At 65.7% G+C, this 21,118-nt stretch carries 12 protein-coding genes; all 12 read right to left on the bottom strand.

The features are described from left to right. Positions 1 to 2,427: 2,427 nt before the first annotated feature. The 12 genes from ACE37B_RS16040 to ACE37B_RS15985 all read right to left on the bottom strand — a co-directional run bounded on the left by ACE37B_RS16040 (position 2,428) and on the right by ACE37B_RS15985 (position 21,058). A complete protein-coding gene (locus ACE37B_RS16040; RefSeq protein ID WP_409924330.1) occupies positions 2,428 to 6,240 on the bottom strand; it encodes a hypothetical protein in 3,813 nt (1,270 codons plus the stop codon). Between the two features lie 79 nt (positions 6,241 to 6,319). Beyond that, a complete protein-coding gene (locus ACE37B_RS16035; protein ID WP_409924329.1) occupies positions 6,320 to 10,210 on the bottom strand; it encodes a hypothetical protein in 3,891 nt (1,296 codons plus the stop codon). A gap of 68 nt (positions 10,211 to 10,278) precedes the next feature. Beyond that, on the bottom strand, positions 10,279 to 11,799 hold the full coding sequence (locus ACE37B_RS16030) for an NADH-quinone oxidoreductase subunit N (protein WP_409924328.1): 1,521 nt from the start codon (positions 11,797 to 11,799) through the stop codon (positions 10,279 to 10,281). Next, a complete protein-coding gene (locus ACE37B_RS16025) occupies positions 11,796 to 13,433 on the bottom strand; it encodes a NuoM family protein (RefSeq protein ID WP_409924327.1) in 1,638 nt (545 codons plus the stop codon). Before ACE37B_RS16025 ends, ACE37B_RS16030 begins: the two co-directional genes overlap by 4 nt. A 40-nt stretch (positions 13,434 to 13,473) precedes the next feature. After that, positions 13,474 to 16,068, bottom strand: coding sequence for an NADH-quinone oxidoreductase subunit L (locus ACE37B_RS16020; RefSeq protein ID WP_409924326.1), 2,595 nt, complete (start codon positions 16,066 to 16,068; stop codon positions 13,474 to 13,476). Between the two features lies 1 nt (position 16,069). Further along, positions 16,070 to 16,369: an NADH-quinone oxidoreductase subunit NuoK gene (nuoK, locus tag ACE37B_RS16015; protein WP_409924325.1), complete on the bottom strand. Its 300-nt coding sequence runs from the start codon at positions 16,367 to 16,369 to the stop codon at positions 16,070 to 16,072. 66 nt (positions 16,370 to 16,435) lie between these two features. Then, on the bottom strand, positions 16,436 to 16,975 hold the full coding sequence (locus tag ACE37B_RS16010) for an NADH-quinone oxidoreductase subunit J (protein ID WP_409924324.1): 540 nt from the start codon (positions 16,973 to 16,975) through the stop codon (positions 16,436 to 16,438). Then, positions 16,972 to 17,451 (bottom strand): NuoI/complex I 23 kDa subunit family protein, encoded by a 480-nt coding sequence (locus ACE37B_RS16005; protein WP_409924323.1) that lies wholly within the window; start codon positions 17,449 to 17,451, stop codon positions 16,972 to 16,974. The genes ACE37B_RS16010 and ACE37B_RS16005 overlap by 4 nt, the downstream gene beginning before the upstream one ends. After that, positions 17,451 to 18,503, bottom strand: coding sequence for a complex I subunit 1/NuoH family protein (locus tag ACE37B_RS16000; protein WP_409924322.1), 1,053 nt, complete (start codon positions 18,501 to 18,503; stop codon positions 17,451 to 17,453). Before ACE37B_RS16000 ends, ACE37B_RS16005 begins: the two co-directional genes overlap by 1 nt. After that, the gene (locus ACE37B_RS15995; RefSeq protein ID WP_409924321.1) at positions 18,503 to 19,678 is read right to left on the bottom strand and encodes an NADH-quinone oxidoreductase subunit D; all 1,176 of its coding nucleotides are present in this window, start codon (positions 19,676 to 19,678) and stop codon (positions 18,503 to 18,505) included. Before ACE37B_RS15995 ends, ACE37B_RS16000 begins: the two co-directional genes overlap by 1 nt. Further along, the gene (locus tag ACE37B_RS15990) at positions 19,678 to 20,421 is read right to left on the bottom strand and encodes an NADH-quinone oxidoreductase subunit C (RefSeq protein WP_409924320.1); all 744 of its coding nucleotides are present in this window, start codon (positions 20,419 to 20,421) and stop codon (positions 19,678 to 19,680) included. The genes ACE37B_RS15995 and ACE37B_RS15990 overlap by 1 nt, the downstream gene beginning before the upstream one ends. After that, positions 20,414 to 21,058 (bottom strand): NADH-quinone oxidoreductase subunit B, encoded by a 645-nt coding sequence (locus ACE37B_RS15985; RefSeq protein WP_409924319.1) that lies wholly within the window; start codon positions 21,056 to 21,058, stop codon positions 20,414 to 20,416. Before ACE37B_RS15985 ends, ACE37B_RS15990 begins: the two co-directional genes overlap by 8 nt. Between the last annotated feature and the right edge of the window lie 60 nt (positions 21,059 to 21,118).

Raw genomic sequence — 21,118 nt, 5'->3', positions numbered from 1 at the left:
CACCCCGAGCGATGGTGAAGACGAGGCCGTCGTCGAAGACGACCGGCGCGCCCGGTCCGTCGAAGCTGTCGAACTCGACGGAGGTGATCGGATCACCAACCGGCACGACGACGGGCGTCACGGTGCCATCCGTGGCGATCGAATACCAAGCATCCTCCGAGCCGAGGCTGTGCAGACTGATCTCCTCGTCGTCGCCGCTCGATCCTTCGACGGCTGCGACGACCTCCCCCGAACCGGCGATGAGCTCGTAGATGTCCACGCCGTTCAACGCTGGAAGGACGACCGGGGTCGCCGTCGGCGACGCGATGCGGAAGGTCTGGAACTGTTCGGTCGGGGCAAACGACGCGGCGCCACCGCCGCCGCCGCCACCGACCGCCTCGACGCTGACGAACAAGGCGCCGCCGACCGTCGCGACCTCCGCTCGCCGGACGTCGTCGATCAGCGGGGTCGTCGATCCGGTTGCAGGGTCGACGAAGACCAACCGATCGACCATCTCGTCATACACCACAGCGAGCCCCTGGTACTCGCCGAGAATGTCCGAGACGGCGAACGGAAGACCGAGCGACGTGGCCACGCTGGCACCCGAACGCACGATCCACACCTGGCTCTCGCTGATGTACAACAGGTCGTCACCGACCACGGTGAACCCGTACGGATTGCCACCCGAGCCCGGCACCGAGTCCGCGAGCAGCGTCGTGCCGGCGGAGGTCCCGTCGGTGATCCACGCCTCGCGGCCGTACGGCTCGACGTCGGCCTCGAAGACCACCCGGTCGCCGAACGCCATCGGATCTCGCGGGCTCGACGACTCCGGCCCCGGCGCCAGATCAGCGACCAGCGCGACCTCACCAGTGAGCGGATCATGGCGCCAGAGTTCGCGCCCGACGGCATCGTTGCGAGCTTCGAACACGGTCATGCGTCCGGCCGAAGCGAAGTCACGTGGGAACGATGACGCCGTGCGATCGGACCCCAGGTCGGTGATTCGGTCCGTTCCCGCCGCTGTGCCATCGCTGAACCACAGTTGCCGGGCGGTGACTCCGTCGTCGGCCACGAAGTACCAGCCGTCGTCGACAGCGACGACATCGTCGGGGTTGCTCGAGGCAGCGCCCGGAAAGATGTCGGCCAGACGCCGTGTGCTTCCGGGCGACCCCGCGGTGACCCAGGGTTCCGATCCGGCTCCATCGGTTGCGCCGCCGAGTGCAGACGACCCGTCGGAATCCGCCACGAACGCAGCGCCGCTCGACAACACCACTGCATCGCGTTGCGTGCCTGCTGGAGTTCCGTCGGACACCCAGATGTCGCGTCCGTTGGCGCTGTTGTTGAAGCCGAACACCGCCCGGTCGTCGAAGGCAGTCAGTACCTGAGGACTGGTTCCGGGCACCACCAAGTCCCGGGCGCCGGATCCAACGGTGCGATACACACCTGCCGGCGCGCCGTACTGGCCCTCCCAGATCGTGTCGCCGTCAACGGCGATCAACGACACGCCGGGCGACACGAGCTCCACCGTGTCGTCGGCCGGATCGGCCGACACCGCGGGAAGCCGGAACGAGGAGACGTTGGTCCCCTGCGCGACGAAGTAGAGCCCACCGTCGTCGGCAAGGTCGTAGCCGCCCGGCCGGCCGGAGGCCGATCCGGGACGAACGTCGTACGACGTGATCGTCGACGGCGGATCGAAGCGAAACAGTTCGGTTCCGATGGTCGGTGTGCGGCCGCTGAAGAACGCCGCCTCTCCTCCGCCCTCGACGGGCACCACGATGGGACGAAATGGGCTGAGGTCATCGGTTCCCGGCACGAAGTCGACCACCTGCACCGTTCCCGCTGTCGTCAGGTCGGTGGTCCACAGTTCGTAGCCGTCACCGTCGTCCCCGGAGAAGTACACCGCCCCGCCGAGCTCGAAGAACTGGCCCGGCCACTGCCCGCTCACGGGATCGAAGGACTTGATCAGGGTCATCGACCCGTTCGATTCGTCGAGCAGGTGCAGTTCTGGGTCGCCGTCGGGTCGCTCGGCGACAACCAACACCCCGCCAGAGGTCTGCAACTCGACCGACAAGAACCGGAAGCCGGCAGCAGTGTCGACCACCCGTTCGGATTGCTCCGTCACGCGATCGACTCGCCAGAGCTCGACCCGCTGCTCGCTGAGCTGGTTGCCGTCGCCCACGATGACGGTGAGGTACACCCACGTGTCGGTCACCAACAACTGGTTCGAAACGCCCTGCTCGCGATTCGTCGAGAGGTCGGCGAGCAGCTGGGGCGAGCGATCCTCGATCGGGACGGCGTGCACGGCGGAACCGTCGGCGACGGCGAGCGAGCCGACGACGAAGGCTCCGGCACAGAGATGGGCAAGTGCGGAACGAGAACGCATTCCCCCACTCTGACAACCCGCCGTCAGCCGAGCGTGAACGACAGAGTGGGTCAGACCCACTCTGTCGTTCAGGCGGGCACGTAGCCGACCACGTCGACGGTCAGGTCGGTCTCGTTGCTGGTGACGATGCACACCGTTCCGGACGGCGACAGCTTGGCGATCAGCTCGTTGCCGACCACGACACCGGCGCCACCCATGTTGAGGCTCGAGGCGATCGGCACCTCGCCACAGGGGTACACCGTCACGAACCCGCGCCCCGAGGGGTTGATCGCCGTGATGTTCATCACCGCTGCGGCGACGCCGGTCGACGGGATGCCGACGCGTCCGGTGACGTCGATCTCGACCACGACCCCGGGACTGGTGCGCCCCTGCCCGGCACCGTCACCGTCGGCGGTCGTCGATCCCGGACGGGTGTCGAGCAACCGGGCCGGCTCCAGCGACGTCACCGAACTCGTCGACGGCACGTACCCGACCACGTCGACGGTGACGTGCGTCGCCGCGCTGCTGAAGATGCAGACCTGGCCGGACGGACTGAGCTTGGCGACCAACTCGTTGCCGACCACGGCGCCGGCCGCGCTGAAGTTCAGCGACGACGCGACCGGCCGCACACCACACGGCGACACCGTGATGAAGCCACGACCGGACGGGTTGACGGCCGTGAGGTTCATCACGACCGAGTCGACGCCGCCGGCGGCTACATCACCGCGCCCGACGATGTCGAGCTGGATCTCCTCGCCGGCACCGAGTGGCCCCCCGCCAGCGAAGCGGTCGTCGCTCGTTGCTGCGCCCGGACGAGTGTCGAGCAGACGCGACGGGTCGAGCGACACCACACCGCTCGTCGCCGGGACGTACCCGACGACGTCGATCGTGAGATCGGTCTCGGTGGAGGTGAACGCGCACACGGTACCGGTCGGGCTGAGCTTTGCGACGACCTCGTTGCCGACCACGGCACCGGCGGCACCGAAGTTCAGACCGGAGGCCAGCGGCATCGGGCCGCACGGGAACACCGTGACGAAACCGCGACCGGACGGGTTGATGGCCGTGACGTTCATGATGACAGCGGCCGCGTCCGACGCGACACCGACGCGTCCGGCGATCTTCACCTCGACCTGTTCGGCGGCCCGGACACGCCCGATTCCCTCGGACACTCCGTCCGCCGTCGTCAGACCGGGGCGTGTCTCGAGCACCCGCGCCGGCGTCAACGACACGATCTCGACCATCGCCGGATCCGGGTCGGGGTCGGGGTCGGGATCCGGGTCGGGGTCGGGATCCGGATCCGGGTCGGGGTCGGGGTCCGGGTCGGGGTCCGGTGACGTCGTGTCGAGATCGAGCACCCACGGCTCGGCGCTGAACGCCGGCGCGTCGCGGCGACCGATCAGACGATCCCCGAGCCGGGCGGGCTCGAACGAGTCGAACGTTCCGGTCGGGAACGAGTCGATGAGCCGCTGCGTGCCTGCGCCGGTTCCGTCGGTGACCCAGATTTCGTGGTCGCCACCGACGTCCCGCCGCACGCCGAAGTACGCGAGACCGTCGTACGACTCCGACCAGATGAACGTGCCGTTGGCCGGCATCGACGGGCCGCTCGGAACGATGACCTCGCTCGTGCCGCCGTCGCTCACGACGAAGCCGAGTTGTCCACTGACCGCGGTCGAGAACGGGATCACCGAACCGGCAGCGATGTCGATCGCCAGATCGGTTCGGACCGGATCGATCCCGGGAAGCGCCCCGAGGTCGATCAGCGAGGCCGTGCCCGGCAGCGATGACGTGAACCACAGTTCGGTGGAACCTGGCGCCGACGACGAGGTCACGAACAGCCCGTCGTCGGTGGAGTGCACGCCGTTCACCGCCGTCGGCCCGACGAGGTCTGCCCCGTCGAAGGCACCGACGGTTCCGTCGGTGGTGAAGAGTTCGCCGTCCACCGCGATGTAGACGAGCGAACCGTCTTCGCCGATCACGGTGGCGGTACTCAGCCCGATCGGAATCTCGACCGTGCCGGCCACCGTCCCGTCCGACATCCACAGGGCTCCCGTCGACGACTCGATGACCGCCCGGTCGCCGATCACGGCGATGACCTCCGGATCGATCGCCGCCAGCTCGATGGTTCCACCCTGCGTGCCGTCACTCGTCCACAATCGTCGGGCGAACGTCGCATCCATGTGCTCGAAGTAGACACGGGTCGCCCCTGCCGTCATCTCGTCGAAGGTCGACGAACCTCCGGAAACGATGTCGCGCACGAGGCGTGTGCCCGCAGCCGTGCCGTCGGAGGTCCAGAGTTCGCGGTTGAAGCTCTCCGTACCAGAGGCAGCGAAGAACAGCGCATCGCTGGTGGCAACGATCTGACCGACACCGGACCCCGACTCACCGGGCAAGACGTCGGCGGCCAACGTCGTCACCCCGTCGCCATCGGTCCGCCAGAGTTCCTGACCGACCGCTCCGTCGTCGGCGGCGAAGTAGACGCGGTCGCCGAGCGTCACGAACTCCGACGGGCCGGACGGCTCGGTGCCGGTGTCGATGTCGGCGAGCGGCTCGCTGCCATCAGGCGTGAGGTCGGTGATGGCGAGTTCGTCGTCGAGCACGACCAACCACGATCCGGTCGCCGTCTCGGCGGGGCTGGTGTTGTCTGCAACACCATCGGCCGGATCGGTGACACGTGTCGTTCCCGACGGTGTGCCGTCGGTCGCCCAGAGTGCACCGTCGTCGCGGAACAGCAACGTGTTGCCGTCGGCCGACACCACGAGGCTGCCGATGTCGGGATCGACGTCGGCGATCTCCTGGGTGCCCAGCGCGGTTCCGTCCGAGAGCCAGAGACCGCGGTCACCCGAGTCGTCGCCGACCATGGCGATGCCGGTGCCGAACTCGACCATCGAGTAGAAGTCGATGCCACTGGAGATCACCGACGGTGTGCCGCCGACGGCCGAGAGCACCTCGAGGGCGGGGGTTGCACCATCGTCGACGCTGAGGAAGATCCCGCTGCTGGACGTTCTGATGTTTCGGACCGAGCCGGTCGACGTGTACGCCGTGACGTCGATGGAGGTGGCCGGTGAGCCCGAGACGACGTGCAGCTGCGGTTCGGCTCCGACCGTCGCGACGAAGGCGACGCGATTGCCCAACCGCTGGAACGAGTAGAGGTTCGATCCGGTCGGACCGGGGTTCACGTCGACGGGCACGATGCCGGACCCGGATGTGTAGGCGAACAGCTCCTCGCCGATGAGCGGGCCGTCGGCATCGAAGTACAGCACGTCTCCGCTCGGCGGCTCCACCACCGTGAGGTTGCTCACATTGGCCGCACCGCCGGGGTCGATCGACGACAGTCGGCTCGTCCCTCCAGCGGTGCCGTCGGTGGTCCAGAGTTCCCGCACGAAGGTGCCGGCCGATGCGACGAAGACGATGTCACCGTCGAACTCGGTGAAGTCCTGGGGAAAGGAATGACCCGGCCCCGGTTCGATGTCGACCACGAGCTGCGTGGTGGCCGCCGTGCCCGCCGACGACCACAGTTCGCTGCCGGCCGCCGTCGTGTCGGCCGAGAAGTAGAAGGTGCCGTCGATGATCCGCCCTCGACCAGGATTCGACGACCCCGGCCCGGGCTCGATGTCGGCGACGAGGCGCACCTCGTCGGTGGTGTCGTCGAAGACCCACAACTCGCGACCGTGGAGACCGTCATCAGCACTGAAGTAGACCAGTGGGCTGCCGTCGCTGTGGGCGTCGGCGGTCAGGAACCTCGGTTCGCTCACGCTGTCGACCTGGTTGACATCCGCGAGCAGCTCGAACGACGTGGGCGGCGCGTCGGCTCGAGCGGGATGGCCAGACGTCGGCCCGACCGACACGATCGCCGTCGCTACGACCGCCGCGACGACTCCGAACCCGGATCTCCGCATCTGCATGCAAGCAAGCATGGCAGCACACCGTCAGCGCAGCGCGAACGACAGAGTGGGTCTGACCCACTCTGTCGCTCCCGGCACGTCAGGCGGGCACGTAGCCGACCACGTCGACGCTCAGATCGGTCGCCGCACTGGTGAACACGCACACGGTTCCCGAGGCGCTGAGCTTGGCGATCAACTCGTTGCCGACCACCGCACCCGCTGCGCCGTAGTTCAAGCTGCTCGCCAACGGACGATCACCACACGGATACACCGTGATGAACCCACGACCAACCGGATTGACCGCCGTGATGTTCATCACCACCGCCCCCGCACCGGTGCCCGGAACACCGGCCCGACCAGTGATCTCGACCTCGACGACACCACTCGCAGCGATCTGCCCCATCGCCTCCTGCTCGCCGTCGACCGTCTCATCACTCGCACGCGTCGCGAACACCCGAGCCGGATCCAGCGACACCACCGCGCTCGACGACGGCACGTAACCGACCGCGTCGACCGTCAGATCGGTCTCCGCCGACGAATACACGCACACCGTCCCGGCAGCACTCAGCTTCGCGACCAACTCGTTGCCGACCACCGCGCCCGCCGCACCGAAGTTCAACGACGACGCCAACGGACGATCCCCACACGGATAGACCGTGATGAACCCACGACCCGAGGGGTTCACCGCAGTGATGTTCATCACCACCGCGCCCGCCCCACTCGCCGGAATACCGGCCCGACCGGCGACGTCGACCTCGACGAACGAGCCCGCGCCGACGCGGCCTGTCGCCTCCTGCCGTCCGTCGATCGTCTCGTCGGCCGACCGCGAGGCGTACACCCGAGCGGGATCCAACGGAACCAACCCGCTCGTCGCCGGCACGAAGCCGACCACGTCGATCGACAGATCGGTCTCCGCCGACGAGAACACGCAGACGGTCCCGGCAGCACTCAGCTTCGCGACCAACTCGTTGCCGACCACCGCGCCCGCCGCACCGAAGTTCAACGACGACGCCAACGGTCGGTCCCCACACGGGTACACGGTCACGAACCCGCGGCCGCTCGGGTTGATCGCCGTCACGTTCATCGCCACCGAACGGGCGTCACCGTCGACCCCGGCACGACCGGCAACGTCGACCTCGACGAACGAAGCGGCAGCGATGCGGCCGCCGCCCTCGAAGCGGCCGTCGACCGTCTCGTCGGTGGCGCGCGACGCGAAGATCCGCCCCGGGGTCAGCGATTCGATCTCCGACCCCACCGGGTCAGGATCCGGATCCGGGTCGGGACCGGGGTCGGGGTCCGGGTCGGGACCGGGGTCGGGGTCGGGGTCAGGATCGGGCTCGGGATCCGGGTCGGGGAGATCGAACTGCCACAACTCGTTGCCGACGGGGCTCGCCGACGCCCTGAACGCCGTGTAGAGGCGGTCGCCGACGAGTTCGAATCCTTCTGGCGCCGCCGCCGCCACATCGATCGGTCCGACCAGCGCCGACGTCCCATCGACCGTGCCGTTCGTGCCCCACAGCCACGCGACGTGCTCATCGGACTCCGTGACGAGGAAGTAGCCGACCCCATCGAACGACTGCGAGTACTCGACGTCGGCGTCGGCGGCCACGCTGATCGGGAGGAAGGTGCTGTTCGTCGTCGATGCCACGCGGAAACCCTGGAGTTCGGCCTCGTCGCCGTCGTACTCCGGGAGGACCAACCGGTCGTCGATCACCAGGGCTGCATGTCGCTCGACGTAGCTGAGGTTCGGGTCGAGCTCGACGATCACCGTCGGCGGTGTCGGGCCATCCGGATCGAACCAGACGTACATCCGGTCGTCGCCATCGGTGTTCTCGGACTCACCGAGGATGAACCGGCCGCCGCCGACCTCGAAGACTTCCGACACCGAGTTGTCGGCGGCGAAATCCAGGACCTGCTCGGTGCCGGCGATCGAGCCGTCCGTCACCCAGATCGAGCTCGGCGTACGGATGTGGATCCGTCCGTCGATCACGTCCGAGACCGGTTGGCCCGAGGCGAGGCCTGCGACGAAGGTGGCGGCGGGTCCGGTTCCGGATGGTGTGCCGTCGCTCATCCACAACTCAAGCGCGCCACCCGGGTCGTCCGCAGCTCGTCCGCGGAACACCAGGCCGTCGGCGACGACGTGCGGGCTGGCGAACGACGCGAGGTCGACGAGCTCGACCGTTCCAGCCGGTGTGCCGTCGGAGAACCAGAGCCAGCCGTCGTTCGTCGTGAAGAACACTCCGTCGTGCGTCGCGTCGATCCGAGTCGGATACTCGGCGGTCCCGTTCGGAAACATGTCGACGAACTCGACCGTGCCCGCCTCCGTGCCGTCGGAGACCCAGATCTGCCGACCGTTCACGCTGTCCTCGCCGATGAAGTAGACGACGTCAGCGGATGCTGTCAGCAACCGGGGGGCGCTGCTCGGCGGTCCTGGCCAGATGTCCGACACGAGCGACGGTACGCCACCGGGTTCGAGCGTCCAGAGTTCCTGGCCATGGTCGTACGTACTCGCCGTGAAGAACAGGCGATCGCCAGCCGAGGTCAGTTGCCTCGGCGATGAACTCTGCGTCGTCTCGTTGATGTCGTCGACCAAGGTCACTTCGGCACCGACCTCGTCGACGACCCAGAGTTCCTCGCTCCGATCAGGGCCGAACTTCATCAGGAACCGACCGCCCGTGGTCTCGATCCACCGCAAGTCGTATTGGCCGACGTCGGGATCGGTGAGCAGGTCGAAAGCCGCACCGTCGACCTTGACCGCCAACAGGACACGATTGTCGACACCCTGCAGCCGTGCCGGCAGGATCAGGAAGTCCCCCGACGCGGTCATCTCCATCGAGCCACCCAGGAACTGGATGCCGGCAGGCTTCTCGCTCGCACCGACCTCGTTGGTCCCACCGGGGGTACCGTCCGAGATCCACAATTCATCTTCGGCGGTGTCTTCGTTGACGAACAGCAACCGATCGCCGTCTGGCGTCGTGTGGAAGAAATCCAGACCGGCAGCCAACAACTCGAAGTCACCCTCGGTCGCGTCGAACCACGACAGCGAGTACGCACCGAAGGTCCCGGAACGGACGAAGAGGTTGGTGCCGGCCGGATACGCGCCGACGATGTCCTCGGTGGAGCCGAACGACTTCACGTCGCCGGCGACGGACTCCGACCCGCTGGTCGTGTGGAGCTCGTACATGCCAGACGCTCGAGCGGCGACGAACACGAGCATGTCGTCCCACGCCGCCAGCGAGAACGGCATGGATGCGTCGGCGCCGGGACGAAGGTCGAAGAGTCTGACGCCGTCGGCGACGGTGTAGCGGTAGAGCTCCTCGCCCGTGGCGCCATCATCGGCAGTGAAGTACAGCCGGCTCGGTCCACCGGCGGTCGGCACCACGGTGACTGCTTGCACGTCGGCATCACCGGTGGGATGAATGCTCGAGAGCCGGACCGTCCCGGCAGAGGTTCCGTCGGTGCGCCAGAGTTCGCGGCCATGCCCGTCGCCCTCGGCGGTGAAGTGCAGCACACCATCGAAGACGACGGCCGATCTCGGCAGCGAATTCGCCGTCCCCGTGTCGATATCGGCGACGAGGCGGACGTCGACGCCATCGAACGCCCAGAGTTCGGTTCCGACCACACCGTCGGATGCCGACAGGTACAACTCCCCACCGACCACAGCGAGCGGGGTGGCCGCCGACGAGAGGGGACCCGGGTTGATGTCGGCAACCATCTCGGCCGTCCCGCTGGTCTCGTCGTAGGCCCAGAGTTCGCTGCCGTGGATGCCGTCGTCGGCGCGGAAGTACGTGATGTCACCGTCGACCAGGAAGTTCGTGATCGAGCTCTCTTCGCTGCGATCCTCGATGTCGGCGACCAACTCGAACGTGACCGGATCGAGCGGCGCCGCCGCAACCGTGGTCGGAGCGGCGACGAGGGCTGCGCCGGCAGCGAGCAGCAGGCTCGTGGGGATGGACCACGGACGAGGTGAAGCGCTGCGGTTGGATCGCATCCGTCCAGGTTCGCGAACGACCGTCAACGCGGTGTGAAACGACAGAGTGGGTCTGACCCACTCTGTCGCTAGCCGAGGGCGCCGGTGAGGTCTTGCAGTTCGCCGAAGCGGGCGAGGAGGCCGGGCAGTACGCCGACGACGATCGTGCCGATCACGGTGATGCCGAGTGCAGCGATGATCGGCTGCGGCGTGTTGATCGGGCTCGTGTCGCCATCAGGCGCATCGTCGACCCATACCGTGCGGAGCACCTTGAAGTAATAGGCGGCCGCAATGACCGTATTGACGGCCGCGATACATGCCAGCACGTACGCCGCGGAGCTTCCAGCGTCGAGCACCGCCTTGAAGGCGTTGAACTTCGCGAACCAACCACCAAGCGGAGGAATACCGGCGAGCGACGCCATGAACACCGTCATCGCCACCGCCATGCCGGGGGCGTATCCGAACAGGCCGCCGAACGAGGAGATCTCACCCGAGCGGGTCTTGCGAGAGACGGCGATCACCACGGCGAAGGCGCCGAGGTTCATGAAGGCGTAGACGAGGAGGTACACGACCACGGCGTTGAGCGCCGAGCCCGACGCATCGGGATCACCGGCGAAGGCGAGTGGCATCAAGATGAAGCCGCCTTGGCTCACCGACGAGTAGGCGAGCATTCGGACGATGTTCGTCTGACGCAGTGCGATCACGTTGCCGACCGTCATCGTGAGTGCGGCCATCACCCAGATCATCGGGCCGTAGATGTCGTCGGCACCCGGGAACGCCACGTACACGAGCGTCACGAGCGCCACGAAACCCGCCGCTTTCGATGCAACCGACAAGAACGCAGTGACCGGTGTCGGCGCACCCTCGTAGGTGTCAGGCGCCCAGGTGTGGAACGGCACTGCCGACACCTTGAACGCGAACCCGACGAGCACGAACGCGACACCGACGACCGCGAGACCGTTGAGATCGCCAGCCGAGAGGACGGCACCGATCTCGGTCAACTTGGTCGACCCGGTCACGCCGAAGAGGTACGACATGCCGAACAGCATGATGCCCGACGCGAACACACCGAGCAGGTAGTACTTGACGCCTGCCTCGTTCGACTTGGACGACCGCTTGCGCCACGCGGCCATCATGTAGGCCGGAATCGACAACAACTCGAGCGCCACGAAGATGCTGATGAGATCGCGAGCTGAGGTCATCATGACCATGCCGAGCACCGAGCACAGCATCAGGACGTAGAACTCGCCCTGGTAATAGTTGCCCTCTTCGAGCTCGTTCTGGCTCATCAAGATGACGACGTAGGCCGTCAACAAGAAGAGCGCCTTGAGCACGAGCGCGTAGTCGTCGATCACGTACCGGCCGTCGAACAACTCCCGCGCCGGACCGTCGTCGAGGGCCAGCGTCACGACCGGGATGAAGGCCGCGAGCATCACGAAGCCCGACAGCGTCGCCATCGTCCACTTCTTCGATTCGCTCAGATTCAAGTCGATGAACAACACCAGGTTGATGCCGACCACCAAGATCAACTCGGGTGCGATCGCATGCCAGTCGATCGGCGGTGCCGTCCACTCCGCCTGCGCGAGCACCGATGAGAGGGCTGCGATCACTGCGGAATGCCCTGACCGATCGTGCGGACCAGTTCGGTCACCGCCGGGTCCATGACCTTGAACATCAGCTGCGGGTACACGCCGAACACGACGATGGCAATGATGAATGGCGTCCAAGCGATCCACTCGGTGAGCTGGACGTCGTGGATGTCCTCGTGGTCACCATGATCGTCGGCATGGACGTTGGCCGCCGAGCTCAACGAGTGCGCGACGCCGTGCGAGCCTCCCGCTGCGTGTTCCGCATCGGAGTGTCCGGCGAACTCGTCGGTCGGCTCACCGAAGGCGGTGCGCTGGTAGAGCCAGAGCAGGTAGCCCGCAGCCAGGACGGTGCCCACCGCAGCGATCACCATCAACGTGCGGAACAGGACCTCGCTGAGCCCGAAGTTCGGCTGGTAGGCCGACAAGATCGCAGGGAACTCGCCCCAGAACCCGGCGAGGCCGGGCAGACCGAGCGACGCCATCGCTGCGAAGCCGAGGATCCAACCCATCCGTGGCATCTGGATGAGCATGCCGCTGAGCCGCTTGATCTCGAGGGTGTGGTACCGATGCTTGATCGAGCCGGCGAGGAAGAAGAGCATGCCGGTGATGAGTCCGTGGGCGACCATGCCGAACAGCGCGGCGTTGATGCCGAATTCGGTGAGGGTGGAGATGCCGAGCATCACGAACCCCATGTGCGCCACCGACGAGAACGCGATCAGGCGCTTCATGTCGGTCTGGGCGAGACATCCGAGGGCGCCGTAGATGATGCCGACCACGGCGAGGATGCCGATGACCGGCGCCCACGCCTTGGCACCCTGGGGCAGCATCGGCAGGGCGATGCGCACGAAGCCATACGTACCGAGCTTCAGCAGGATGGCGGCCAAGATGACCGAACCCTGGGTGGGCGCCTGCGTGTGAGCGTCGGGCAGCCAGGTGTGGAACGGGAACATCGGCACCTTGACCGCGAACCCGAGGAACATGCCGGCGAAGATCCAGATCTGCACGTCGCGGTCGATCGACGCGCCCGCTTCGACCAACTGGGCGAAGCCGAAGCTCTCCGCGCCGGTCTGGAAGAACAACGCGAGGAAGGCAACGAGCATGAACGCGGAGCCGAACATCGTGTAGAGGAAGAACTTGAGCGAGGCGTACTTGCGCTGCTCGCCGCCCCATACGCCGATCATGAAGAACATCGGCAGCAGCACCACTTCGAAGAACACGAAGAACAAGATCAGGTCCTGCGCGATGAACGAGCCAGCCATACCGGTCTGCAGGATCAGCATCAACGCATAGAACGCCTTCGGGTTGCCCGCATCGGGCATGTTGTCCCACGTGTAGATCATCACCAGGAAGGTGACGACCATGGACAGGAAGTACAGCGGCAGGCTGATGCCGTCGAGGCCGATCGTGTAGTTCGACGAGATGACCGAGATCCACTCGACGTCGACGAAGAACTGGAGCTTCTCGGACTGGCCGTAGTCGAAGAGGACCAGCGTGATGATGCCGATCACCATCGTGACGGCGGCGGTGACGATACCGATCACCTTGGGGGTGCGGTCGTCGTCACGGCTCGTGCCGAACATGATGGCGAGCGCACCGAGCAGCGGCAGGAAGGTGCCAACGCTCAGCAGCCAGTTGTTGTCGGTGAGGTTGTTCATGATCTCAGTTCTCTGGGTTCTCTGCGATTCAGACGGTGCGTCAGTTGATGTTCAAGATGACGAGGACGATGGCGCCGACGGCGGCTGCGCCGAAGATGAGTGCGCCGTACTGGTTGATCTTGCCCGACTGCACACCCTGGAGGCCGTGGCCGGTTTCGGAAGCGACGGTGCCCGACGCGTTGACGGCGCCGTCGACGACGCGCTGGTCGATGTTCTTGTAGATCCAGTCGCCGGTCTGCTTGCCACCTCGACCGACGGCGTTGACCGTGCCGTCGAGGACGTTCTGGTTGACCCAGTACGCCGCCTTCGAGATCGGGTAGGCAACCGCCTTGACGATCACGTTCTCGTAGAGATGGTCGAGGTAGTACTTGTTCGCCAGGAACTTGTAGCCACCGCGAGCGATCTTGCTGCGCTCGGTGAGCCCCACGAGGCGCTTGTCACGGCGTCCGTAGTAAGCCACGCAGAACGCAATGGCGAGGGCGTAACCGATACCCACCACGAGCAACGAGATCGCGATCTTCCCGTAGGTCGGTACCGCGTGGCTGACGGCCGGGAAGAAGCACACCGTGCCCGCCTCGGGGACGTCGTAGCCGCAGCCCGACTTCTTCTTGCCGGCCTCACCTTCCTCGGCGGCGAGCGCGTCGGCAGGGACGGTTTGGCCATCGACGACGAAGGCCGGAGTGGCTTCGATGAGTGACTCACCGGGGCCGGACGCGACCAGCGAGTCGATCGCGACCGGCTGCGAGCGAGGCTCGACATAGATCAACATGCGCTCGGCGCTCTCGTCGACGATCCCGACCGGGTTGACCAACGGTGTGGGGTTGGCAAAGCCCGAGACGACGGCGAGCGCTGCGAGGATCAGGATCGGGATCAACAGCAACTTGCCGGACTCGTGCGGTCCGTGCGACCCGTGATGATCGTCGTCACCGTGATCGTCGTGACCGTGATGATCGTCGTGACCGTGATGATCGTCGTGACCGTGATCGTCATGGCTGGCAGCGGCGGCGCTCAGCGACTTCGGCGCCGGGGCCCCGACCGTGGCGTCCTCGAGTTCGTGGGCTTCGGCTTCGATGACACTGCCGTGCGCGTCATGGTCGTCGTGGTCGTCGCGGTGCTCGCCAGCAGCCGCACCGCGCGGCTCACCGAAGAACGTGAGGTACGTGGCCCGCGTCATGTACATCGCGGTCATCGCCGCGCCGACCAGGCTGACCCACATCAGGAACGTGTAGCCGTTGTTGCCGACGTTGTCGATGATCTCGTCCTTCGACCAGAATCCGGCGAACGGCACCACGCCGGTGAGCGCGAGCGTCGAGACGATCCATGCCCGGAAGGTCCAGGGCATGTGCTTGCGGAGTCCGCCCATGTCCTTCTTCATGTCGAAGCTGTGATGCGACCCGGAGTGGCTGATCGACCCGGCCGCGAGGAACAAGCAGCACTTGAAGAATGCGTGCGTGAAGATGTGGAACACCGCGGGCAGCCAGGCACCGGTGCCGAGCCCCAGCATCATGTAGCCGAGTTGCGACACCGTCGAGTAGGCGAGCACCTTCTTGATGTCGTCCTGCACGAACGCCAACAGCGCGGCGATGATGATCGTGATCGCACCGATGATCGCGATGAACGACAGGCCGCCGTTCGCGATGTTGAAGCCTTCCCAGAACACCGGGTAGATCCGGGCGACGAGGAAGACGCCAGCCACGACCATCGTCGAGGAGTGCAGCAGCGACGACACCGGCGTCGGGCCGGCCATGGCGTCGGGCAGCCAGGTGTGGAGCGGGAACTGACCCGACTTGCCGATGCAGGCGACGAACAGCGCGATCGCGCCCATCAAGATCAGCGTCGAGGAGGCCTCGCCCGACAGTGCCCACGCCTGGATCGCCGGGATGTTGAACCCGTTCGAGTCGAGGTTGTCGACCGCCCACTGATTGGCGCCGAAGAAGATGATCGCGGTACCGACGAGCAGGCCGATGTCGCCGACACGAACGGTGAAGAACGCCTTCAGCGCCGCCTTCGAGTTGGCCTGCTCTTCCCACCAGTGCCCGATGAGCATGAACGAGCAGAGACCCATGATCTCCCAGCCCAAGATGAGCTGGACCATGTTCTCCGACATGACCATGACCAACATGCCCGCCGAGAACAGCGTGAGGGCACCGAAGAACTGGGTGTAGCGGCGATCGCCGCGGACGTATTCGAGGCTGAACACCTGCACGAGCAGCGAGATGAACGCGACGAGCCACAGCAACAACACCGACAAGCCGTCGGCGAACGAACCGATGCCGAACTCGAGGCCCGAGTTCTGCCACCAGACCCACGTCGTGACGACCGGCTCGATGAACGGCTGAGCCTCACCTTCGACGGCACGCGGAACGGACCGACCGAACGTCGCGAGCAGACCGAGGCCTTCCTCGCTGTGCTCGGAGCCGGAATCGACCCGACTCATCCACTGGATGCCGGCACCGGTCGCGACGACGAGCGAGGCCGCCATCGAGGCGAGCCCGAACTCGGAGCCCTTCATCGGCATCTTCTTGCCGAACAGCATGATCAGCGCGAAGCCGATCGCTGGGATCAGCGCGACGAGCCAGAGGTTCTCGAGGAACCAGCCGGACGACAGTTGGAGTGCTTCTTCTGCGGCGAGCACGTCAGCCCTTCATTTCCGAGAGTTCGTCGAGTGAGATCGACTTGCGGTTGCGGTAGATGAGCAACACCATGGCGAGCCCCACGCCGACCTCGGCGGCCGCGATGGCGATGACGAACAGGGCGAACACCTGCCCGTCGATGTTGTCGTTCATCAAGCCGAAGGCGATCAGATTCAGGTTGACCGAGTTGAGTACGAGCTCGATCGACATCAGCACCATCACCGCGTTGCGGCGGGCGATGACGCCGTACACGCCGATGCAGAACAGCACCGCGGCGAGAAGAAGGAAGTTGGCAGCAAGCATGTGAGGTCAGCCTTGGTCGGCCAGAGAACGGTGAAGGAAGTTGGCAGCAAGCATGAGCGGTTCCCGTCAGTCCTTCCGGGCCAGGACGATGGCGCCGATGGCAGCCGCGAGCAGGACGAAGGTCATACCGAAGAACGGCACCAGATACGGCGACAGGATCCGGTCGGCGATCTCGAGTGTGGCCTCGTTGTTCGCGCCGGTCAACTGCGGTTCACGGATCGTCGTGTCCTCGACGGCGTCGAGGACCACGTAGGCGAGGAGTCCGAGCAGCAACGCGGCGACCGGGATGCCCAGCGCCCAGGTCGAGTTGTTGAGCCCCTCGTCGGCGCCGATGCGAGCCCGGGTCAACATGATGCCGAACAAGAACAGCACCATGACCGCACCGATGTAGACCATCACCTGCGACACGGCGACGAACTCGGCCGCGGCGAGAATGTACTGCGCGGCGACGCCGCCGAGCACCGTGACCAGCCACAGCGCGGCATGCACGACGTTCTTCGTCGTGACGACGCTGAGCGCAGCGAAGATCATGATCGCCGCGATGATGCCGAACGCGACGTTCTGGGCGACGTTGACGTCGTCCGCGGCCAGGAGGGCGAGACTCACTTCTTCGCCCCGGCTTCGAGTTCGGGTGCCTCCGGCACCGTCTCCATCCACTCACCGAGCTTGGTCTTGTCGTGCAGCAGGTCGGCGATCTTGGGCTCGGAGTACTCGTACTCGGGGCTCCAGAACAGCGCGTCGAACGGGCACACCTCGACGCAGATACCGCAGTACATGCAGAGCGCGTAGTCGATGTCGAAACGGTCGAGGTGGTTGACCTGACGCGGCTTGCCACCGGCGCGACGAGGCGGCGCGAGCTGCTTGTGGCCTTCGATGTAGATGCACCAGTCGGGGCAGCTGCGCGAGCACAGCATGCACGCGGTGCAATTCTCCTCGTGCAGCGCGATCACGCCGCGCGCACGAACCGGCGGTGCTTCTTTCTCGTGCGGGTACTGCACGGTGTTCGCGCCGTCCTTGACGGTGCGGAACATGGTGCCCATCGTGACACCGAGACCTTTGACGAGACCGGGAACCTTGGGCATCAGATCGCAACTTTCAGGATCGCCGTGACGGCGATGTTGGCCAGCGAGATCGGGATCAGGAACTTCCAGGCGAAGGTCTGGAGTTGGTCTTCACGGAAGCGCGGGTAGCTGAAGCGCACCCACATGATGATCCCGACGAGGATGAACATCTTCGTGGCGAGGATGAGCGGGCCGACCAGGTTCATCCACCAGGCGACCTCGTCGAGGTTCTCCCAACCGAACCACTGGAACGGAACACCCCAGCCGCCGAGGAACAACACCGAGGCGATGAAGGCGAACACACCCGCCGTCGCGAACTCCGCGATGAAGAAGATCAGGAACCGGAACCCGGTGTACTCGGTCATGTAGCCCGACACGAGCTCGGACTCGGCGATCGGCATGTCGAACGGGGCCTGGGTCAATTCGGCCTGCACGGCGATCATGAAGATCATGAAGCCGACGAACTGGGTGAGGATGAACGGGTTGCCGAGGAAGCCCACACCGAAGATCTCACCGGTGTTCTGGACTTCGACGATCCGGTTGAGGTTCATCGACCCCGCCTGGATGACGACGCCGAGGGTGGCGAGCACCATCGGCAGTTCGTAGGCGATCAACTGGCCCGCGGCTCGGAGACCACCGAGCAGCGAGTACTTGTTGGCGCTCGCCCAACCGGCGAGCAAGATGCCGAGCACGCTGATCGAGCCGACCGCGAGGAAGTAGAAGACCCCGGTGTCGAAGTTGGTGAAGTAGGCGTCGGGCCCGAACGGCACGACGACGATCAGCAGGAACGTCGACAGCAAGACGATCAGCGGCGCGATCTTGAAGATCGGCTTGTCGGCGTTGTCTGGCGCGATGTCTTCCTTCTGCATCCACTTGCCGACTTCGGCGAGCAGCTGCATCGACCCGTACGGGCCGGCTTCCATCGGGCCGAGACGGCTCTGCATGAACGACATCATCTTGAACAGGAACAGGTACACGATGCCGCCCGCGGGGAGCAGCACCGCGACGAGCCCACCGACGACGCGGAAAATGGATTGACCCCAGTACGGGATCTCAATGGCGAGTTGACTCATCAGCGGTCGATGTCTCCGAGGATGAAGTAGAGCGAGGCGAGAATCGTGATGATGTCAGGAACGTAGACGCCCTTGAGCACCCACGGGGTGATCGAAATGTTGTTGAAGCTCGCCGAGCGGATCTTGACACGGAACGGGCCGAGGTCTCCCTTCGACACGACGTAGTAGCCCATCTCCCCGAGCGGGTTCTCGGTCGAGACATACGCCTCGCCTTCGGGCACCTTGATGATGCGCGGCACCTTGGTCATGATCGGACCCGCCGGGATCTGCTCGACCAACTGCTGCACGATCTTGCAGGACTCGCGCGTCTCCTGGAGACGGACCCAGCAGCGGGCCCACGAGTCGCCGTCGGGGTGGGTCCAGACCTTCCAGTCGGCTTGGTCCCAGGCGAGCCCGACGGGCACGTCGCGGCGCAGGTCGTAGTCGACGCCGCTGGCACGCAGGTTGGCTCCCGACAGGCCGTAGCCCTTGGCGACGTCGGCAGGGATCACGCCGATGCCACGCATGCGGCTCTGGAAGATCTCGTTGCCGAACAGCAGGTCTTCGATCTCGTCGCAGAAGCCGATCAGCTTCTGCATGACCTGCTTGGTCTCGTCGATCCAGCCCTTCGGCAGGTCGTCTTTCAGGCCCCCGATGCGGTCGAAGTTCGGATGGAACCGACCGCCGGTGGCGCCTTCGATGAGGTTGAGCACGTACTCGCGGTCACGGAAGGCCAAGAACACCGGCGTGATGGCGCCCATCTGCACACCGAGATCGCCGAGGAACAGCGACACGTTCGCGATGCGGCTGAGCTCGAACAGGATCGTACGGATCATCTGCGCACGCGGCGGCGCTTCGATCTCCATCAGCTTCTCGGCAGCGAGGATGAACGGCACCTCGTTGGCGAAACTGCCGAGCCAGTCGATGCGGTTGATCAGCGTGGTGACCTGGGGGAACGTGCGGACCTCGGTGAGCTTTTCGTACCCGCGGTGCATGTAGCCAGCCGACGGCTCGGCCCACACCACCTGCTCGCCGTCGAGGCGGGCGATGATGCGCAGCGTGCCGTGGGTGGCGGGATGCTGCGGGCCGATGTTGAGGGTCATCCCCTCGGTTTCGAGTTCGACGTTGAGGCGCGCGTCGGCGGCCTGGCTGGCGATGTAGCTCAGTTGTTGACGGTCGGACATGGTCGACGCCATCAGGATTCCTCACCTTCGGGGGTGCTGCTCGCGTCGGTGCTGCCCGCGTCGGGGTCGGCGGCCGGGGCGTCGGTATCGGGTTCGTCCTGCTCGGGCATCGGCTCGACGTCGACGATGCCCGGCCACGGCTTCACCATGCGCGCCAGCAGTGGGAAGTCCTTCTTCAGAGGATGGCCTTCGAAGTCGCCCGGCAGATACATGTTGCGCAGATCGGGGTGACCGTTGAAGCCGATACCGAACATCTCGTGGCACTCGCGCTCATGCCAGTTGGCGCCGGCGAACAGCCCGGTCCACGAATCCATCACCGGCGACTCGCCGTCTGCGGGATCGGGCACGTCGGCCTTGATCGTGATACCGACATGGCGGTCGATGTCGGTCAGGCGAGCGAACACCTGCATGCGGGTCTCGCCGCCGCAGATGCCCTGCTTGATGGTCATGTCGATCGGTTCTTTGGGAACGGTCGGATCCTCTTCGCCCTTGCCGTACGGCGACGGCATCCAGTCGATCGCCGACAGGAAGCCGAACCAGGTGAACCCGGCCGCCTTGAGCGCAGCGCCGGTCTCGACCCACGCGTCGCTCGCGACCCGGACGAACAGATCGTCGTTGGGCACGATGTGGAACTCGAGCAGGTGATCGCCGATCCGGTTACGCAGGTCGTCGACGATGCCTTCGCGCAGTCCGTCGCCGGGCAGCGCCTGTGGCGCGTCGCTGGCGTCGGTGTTCGGGGTGCTGGTGTCACTCAATGGGGCCACCGCCCACCACGATCGGCTCGGGCCGGTTTCGCGCCGGAATCGGCTGCGGATCGGTCGAGATGTCGTGCGTCGTGGCCCCGGTCGGCACTCCCGCCGAGAGTTCGCCGCGCTCGGCGGCTCGCTTGGCCTGCAACGTGGTGAACTCATCGCCCTTCCACTTGGCCTGCATGTCTTCGTTCTTGATGCGCTGCTGGAGCAGCACGATGCCTTCGAGCAGCGCCTCGGGGCGGGGCGGGCAGCCCGGCACGTAGACGTCGATCGGGATGATCTGGTCGACGCCCTTCGTCACCGAGTACGAGTCCCAGTAGGGGCCGCCGCAATTGGCGCACGAACCCATCGAAATGGCGTACTTGGGCTCGGGCATCTGTTCCCAGAGGCGCTTCACGGCGGGCGCCATCTTGTCGGTGACCGTGCCCGACACGCAGACGAAGTCGGCCTGGCGGGGGCTCGCCGGCAGCGGGATCACGCCGAGACGCATCACGTCGTAGCGCGGCGACCCGAACGCGGCGCCCATCTCGATGGCGCAGCAGGCGAGACCCCATTGGTACACCCACAAGCTGTACGAGCGGCTCATGTTGAAGAGCTTGGTGAGCGGTGCCGGCATTCGACCTTTGTCGACCAGACCCATGTCAGTGCTCCATCTCTGCGGTTCGTGCGGCGGTTCGTGCGGCGGTTCGTGCGGTGGCTC

The organism is Ilumatobacter sp. (genome assembly GCF_046290335.1).
Lineage (GTDB): Bacteria > Actinomycetota > Acidimicrobiia > Acidimicrobiales > Ilumatobacteraceae > Ilumatobacter_A.
This window is presented reverse-complemented; position numbering and strand designations above follow the sequence as displayed.